The sequence below is a fragment of the Citrobacter sp. W9 genome (assembly GCF_026719375.1).
GTDB lineage: Bacteria > Pseudomonadota > Gammaproteobacteria > Enterobacterales > Enterobacteriaceae > Citrobacter > Citrobacter werkmanii.
Map to the genome: position 1 here is coordinate 1 of NZ_JAPPTE010000101.1, position 250 is coordinate 250.

1 rRNA gene is annotated in these 250 nt (G+C 54.8%); it reads right to left on the minus strand.

Annotated elements, in window-relative coordinates:
• Positions 1 to 250: ribosomal RNA gene (locus OOJ59_RS28075) — 23S ribosomal RNA — on the minus strand; the annotation flags it as partial.

A 250-nucleotide genomic window follows, 5' to 3' on the forward strand; every position in this document is an offset into this window, starting at 1 on the left:
CGCCTTTCCCTCACGGTACTGGTTCACTATCGGTCAGTCAGGAGTATTTAGCCTTGGAGGATGGTCCCCCCATATTCAGACAGGATACCACGTGTCCCGCCCTACTCTTCGAGTTCACAACAGGTGCATTTTTGTGTACGGGACTATCACCCTGTACCGTCGGACTTTCCAGACCGTTCCACTAACACACATGCTGATTCAGACTCTGGGCTGCTCCCCGTTCGCTCGCCGCTACTGGGGGAATCTCGGT